Origin of the sequence: Propionicimonas sp., assembly GCF_047606205.1 — a bacterium.
Taxonomy (GTDB): domain Bacteria; phylum Actinomycetota; class Actinomycetes; order Propionibacteriales; family Propionibacteriaceae; genus Propionicimonas.
The window spans coordinates 1-4671 of the sequence record NZ_JASGES010000152.1 but is presented as its reverse complement, the minus strand read 5'-3'; the positions used below and the strand labels follow the sequence as shown (position 1 = coordinate 4671).

The window sequence follows — 4671 nt, the reverse complement described above, 5'->3', positions numbered from 1 at the left end:
TCAGCCGGGGTCGGCGACTCGGGAGGGTGCTGGAGAACTCCTTGAGTCTCGGCGAGGTGGCACGCGGGCTGGGGGACACCGACCTCGCTGCACGCAGCAGTGCGGTCGCCGCCGAGGCCGCCGCGCGCCTGGGCCGTCCGGACCTGGCCAGGACGGCGTTGTCCCGGTACCCCTCAGGCTCCCACGGCCTGGTGATCCACCTGCGAAAGGTCTACGCCGCCGCACTCACCGACCTCGCCTCTGGCCGATCGCCGAGGCGCCGACTCGTCGCGGCAGCCCGCGATCTAACCGCCAGCCAGGCGGTCAGCGCGTCCCTGGACTCCCGGGCCGCGCGGAAGGTGCTCAGCCTGCGGCTGGCCGACCTCGATCTGGGCCTCGCCCTGAACGCCGGGCCCACCGATGTCCTGCGCACGCTCGAGCGGTGGAGCAGCCTGGGGTTGCCGGTCGTGCGGCCGCCGGAGGACCCACGGCAGGCCGACCTCACCCAGCGGCTGCGGTCGCTGTCGCAGGCCGTCCGCGACGAGCCGGACGGGCCGCTGGCGGCAGCACGGCGGGCGGAGATGGCGGTGCTGCGCCGGGATCTGACCGACCTCGGGCTCGCGCAGCGGCAGGACGCGTCCGCCGCCACCCCGCTGCCCGGCCTGTCCCCGGCCCTGGGCGCCGTGGGCGAGGCCGATCGCGACCTGCTGTGGCTGTTCCCGCACGACGGCGGGTTGTGGGGCGTGGGGGTGCTGGGCGGACGACGCCGGCTGGCCCGGCTGGCCGACCTGGACCGGTGTCTGGAGACCACGCGCCGGCTGCAGGCCGATCTGCGGGCGCTCGCCTACGCCCCGGCCGGGCCGCTGCGGGACGCGATCGGGACCTCCCTGCGCTCCGGGCTGGGCTGGCTGGACGACGCGGTGGTGCGACCGTGGCAGCGGCGCTCGTCCGGGCTGGTGGTGGTCGGCACCCACGCCGTCGCGTCCGTGCCGTGGGGGATGCTGCCGTCGCTGGCCGGCGTCCCCGTGACCGTCGCGCGATCGGTGACCGAGTGGGCGGGTCGGCGGGTGGACGTCGCGCGGGCGTCGGTCGAGGTGCTCGTCGGGCCCGGGCTGCGGTTCGCGTCCGTGGAGGCGGCCGACGTGGCCTCCGCCTGGACGGGGGCGCGGGTCTGGCCGGACGCGCATGCTGCCGAGCTCGTCGCCGCCCTGGCCGGCGGGGGCGTCGTACACGTGGCCGCCCACGGGCAGCACCAGCCGTCGAGCCCGCTGTTCTCCTCGCTGCGGATGGCTGACGGCGACGTGTACGCCCACGAGTTGCCGACCGGGGACGTGCGCGCCGGCCACGTGGTGCTGTCCGCGTGCGACGTCGGCACCGCGCAGGTGCGTCCGGGCGACGAGCCGCTCGGGCTCGCGCACACCCTGCTCTCGCTCGGCGTGAGTTCCGTCGTGGCCGCGGTCGCCCCCGTCCCGGACGAGGAGACGGCAGCGGTCATGGCCGCCTACCACGCCGGCCTCGCCCGCGGCCTGCCCACCGACGAGGCCCTCGCCGCGACGTCCCCAACGGCCTTCCTCGCCCTAGGATCCTCCTGGCGCGCCACCCGCGTCCCCCGCCCCTGACGGCTCCCCCACGCGTTCCCGCTCCCGAAGAGCGGCTTTGCTCCCCAATTCCGGGTAGCAAAGCCGCTTTTCGGGAGCAAACGCCTCGACCCGGTCATACCCTGTACTACATGGCATCACCGCAACGTCGCACCCTCGTCTATTCCGTCCGGCTCAGCCCTGGCGAGAGCAACGCCATTCAGAGGATCGCGGACGCCCGGCACCTGCCGGCCTCGACCCTCGTCCGCTCGTGGATCCTCGATCGGCTCGAGCAGGAGCAGTCGGCGTCCTGAATCAGGGTGTCACCGGCGTCGATGACGACGCCGCGCAGACACGATGCGAGCCAGGGAGCCAGGGAAGGACTGCGTCATGCGGTTGTTGTTCATCGGTGCGGGAGCGATCGGCACCTACGTCGGCGGGTCGCTGGCCGTCGCCGGGCACGACATCGCCTACAGCGAGCAGCCGGCCGCCGCGGCGGCGATCGCCGAAGCCGGCCTGCGGCTGACCCGCGAGGGCCGCACGAGTTCCGTGCGCACCTTCGCCATCCACGCCTCGGCGGCCGAGGCCCTCGCCGCCGGACCCTACGACGCCTGCGTGTTCGCACTGAAATCGTTCGACACCAGTTCAGCCCTCGACGAGCTGATCGCGACCGGACTGCCGGTGCCGCCGGTGCTCTCCCTGCAGAACGGCGTCGACAACGAGCCACTCATCGCGCGCAGGCTCGGCGCCGGGCAGGTGATCACCGGGACCGTCACCACCGCCGTCGGCAAGCCCGGCACCGGCCAGGTGATCGAGGAGAAGCGGCGCGGCATCGGGATCGGCACCGACCATCCCCTGGGCGAGCCGCTGATCGCCGCCCTGAACGACGCCCGCCTCAACGGACGCGGCTACCGCCGGCCCGGGGCGATGAAGTGGTCGAAGCTGCTGACCAACCTGCAGGGCAACGCCACGTCGGCCATCCTGGACGAGCCGGTCGCCCGCCTGTTCGCCGACCGCCGGCTGTACGAGGTCGAGATCGCCGTCCTTCGCGAGTGCCTCGCCGTCATGGACGCCCTCGGCTACCAGCCCGTCGACCTGCCCGGCACCCCCGTCCGCGCCCTCGCGCTGGCGGCGACACGGATTCCCCGCCTCGTCGGCCAGCCGGTCCTGACCCGGCTGCTCGGCGGCGGACGCGGCGCGAAGATGCCGTCCTTCCACATCGACCTCTACTCCGGCCGCGGCCGCACCGAGGTGCGCTACCTCAACGGCGCGGTCGTGCGCCACGGCGACGAACTCGGCGTCCCGACACCGGTGAATCGCGTCCTCACCGAGACCCTGGAGGCGCTCAGTTCGGGCTCCGTGCCGCTGGACACCTACCGGCACAACCCCGAAGCCCTGCTGGCGCTCCTGTAGGGCCCGCGGGGCCGGGGCGATGGCGCGACTGTGGTCTGTCGACGTCGCCCCTCCCGCCAGGGCGGCTGGGGCGGTGGCGTCGGGCCGGGAGCGCCTCTCGGCGCGTGGCCGCTCGTAGCGGCGAGAGTTGGAGCCCGGGGCTACCGCGGCCCGACGCCTGATGAAGGATAGGCCGCGGCGGCGGCGGATCCAAGCCCGTCTCTCCCTCGCGCGGTTTCGGTCAGCGCGCGCGTCGGCGGAACCGTGGGGGCGGCGGACCGCGTCCCTACCGCAACTTCCCGGCTCGCCACAGGGCTGCGGACGCGGTCAGGTCGCCGGCCATGTCCTGCAGGCGCAGCGCCTGGTAGACCGCGCGGGTGCCGACCGTGACGTCGGCTCGACCGGACGCCACGACGTGGCAGAACGCGGCGGCCCGCTCGAGCGCGACGGCGAAGTCACCGGAGAACGCGCCCCGCAGGATCTCGTCCGCCACCCTGCGCACCTCATCCGGGCCGGGCGGCTCGACCCCGGCGACCGCGTGGTTGGGCTCGGTGAACCGGATCCCGGCCGCGTACTCGCGGGCAGCGCCGTGCGGGTCGGTCGACACCCACTCGCGCAGCAGGTACAGCCGCCACAACACACCGGGCAGCGTCCGCGCGGGCCGGGACGCCCACAGATCGGCCAGCGTGTCGAGCCCGATCTCGTCCGACAGCGCGACCAGCCGTGCCGTGACCGCCGGATCGTCGGCCGCGCGGCCCGTCCGGAGCAGCACGGCCGCCGTCTCGTGCGCGGCGTGCAACTCCGCGATCGGGTCGGACGGCTGGCCGAGAGCCTCCAGGGCCGCGGGGTCCTGGAAGCTCGGCCGCCGGGGCCTGCGCTGTTCGTCCACCCGGCAAGGGTAGCTGCGGGCCTCCGCAACGCCCCTGCGCAGCCGGGGCCGCACGGCCGGGGACCTCACGACGACCGGGCGGTCCCAGCCGTGGTCAGTACGCCGCCAGCTATCCGCCATCGCCTGCACCCGGCCGTGGGCCGGCCGAGAACGGTCCCAGCGCCAGCACCGTCGTCAACGCAGGAACGCGTCCCGCCCCCGACAGCGGCGCTCTCCCGTCAGCGGGGCTCAGAGTTCCTTCAGGCAGAGCAACGTGCCGCTGCTGCCCTCGCGGCCCTCCCAGTAGTAGCTGGTGGCGTCGCTGTAGTCCTCGCAGGGGTTCGACAGGCCACGGATCGGCTGGTTGGTGTTCGGGATGACTCCCACCACCTGGTAGTCCGCGTCGCCCGAGTCGCACTGGACGGACTTCACGCTGTCGGTGCCGTCCTGGGCGAGACAGTCGCCGACCTTCGTCGCGCTCACGTTGAACGACAACAGGCCCGCGATGACCCCGCCGACCACCAGGATCCCGACGATCCCCAGGGTGACCCACAGCCGCACCTTGGACGGCTTCGCCGGCGCCGGACCGGGCACTGGTTGGCCCGGGTACGGCTGGCCGGGATAGGGCTGACCGGGCTGGGCCGCGCCGGGGTACTGAGGGCCCGGCTGGGCCGTCCCCAGGTACTGCGCGGCGGGCTGGGGCGCCCCCGGATACGGCGCCTGGCCGGGCTGGGGCGCCCCCGGATACGGCGCGCCGGGCTGGCCCGGGTACGCCTGCCCGTAGGCCTGCGCGGACGGGAACGGCCCCGCCGACCCGGGGTACCCCGCAGGCTGCGGGCCCTGCGCAGCGGGCTG

General features: G+C 74.5%; 4 protein-coding genes and 1 pseudogene. 3 read left to right on the top strand and 2 right to left on the bottom strand.

Annotated elements, in window-relative coordinates:
- From QM633_RS09610 to QM633_RS09600, 3 genes are all read left to right on the top strand, one after another.
- A partial coding sequence (locus QM633_RS09610; protein ID WP_415153535.1) for a CHAT domain-containing protein occupies nucleotides 1-1598 on the top strand: 1598 nt, incomplete at its 5' end.
- Nucleotides 1599-1708: 110 nt separating this feature from the next.
- Nucleotides 1709-1870 carry a DUF6290 family protein gene (locus QM633_RS09605; protein WP_415153534.1) on the top strand — a complete coding sequence of 54 codons (162 nt, stop codon included), beginning with the start codon at nucleotides 1709-1711 and terminating at the stop codon, nucleotides 1868-1870.
- Between the two features lie 76 nt (nucleotides 1871-1946).
- Nucleotides 1947-2969, top strand: coding sequence for a ketopantoate reductase family protein (locus QM633_RS09600; RefSeq protein WP_415153533.1), 1023 nt, complete (start codon nucleotides 1947-1949; stop codon nucleotides 2967-2969).
- A 265-nt stretch (nucleotides 2970-3234) separates the two neighbouring features.
- On the opposite strand, the gene QM633_RS09595 is transcribed toward QM633_RS09600, so the two are convergent.
- Complete coding sequence (locus tag QM633_RS09595; protein WP_415153532.1) at nucleotides 3235-3837, bottom strand: hypothetical protein; 603 nt, start codon at nucleotides 3835-3837, stop codon at nucleotides 3235-3237.
- 228 nt (nucleotides 3838-4065) lie between these two features.
- Nucleotides 4066-4671: pseudogene (locus tag QM633_RS09590) on the bottom strand (hypothetical protein); the annotation flags it as partial.

What these genes read in the sequence shown, in the direction of transcription:
- QM633_RS09605 (WP_415153534.1), top strand. Translation starts at nt 1,709, where the DNA reads ATGGCATCACCGCAACGTCGCACCCTCGTCTATTCCGTCCGGCTCAGC.
- QM633_RS09600 (WP_415153533.1), top strand. Translation starts at nt 1,947, where the DNA reads ATGCGGTTGTTGTTCATCGGTGCGGGAGCGATCGGCACCTACGTCGGC.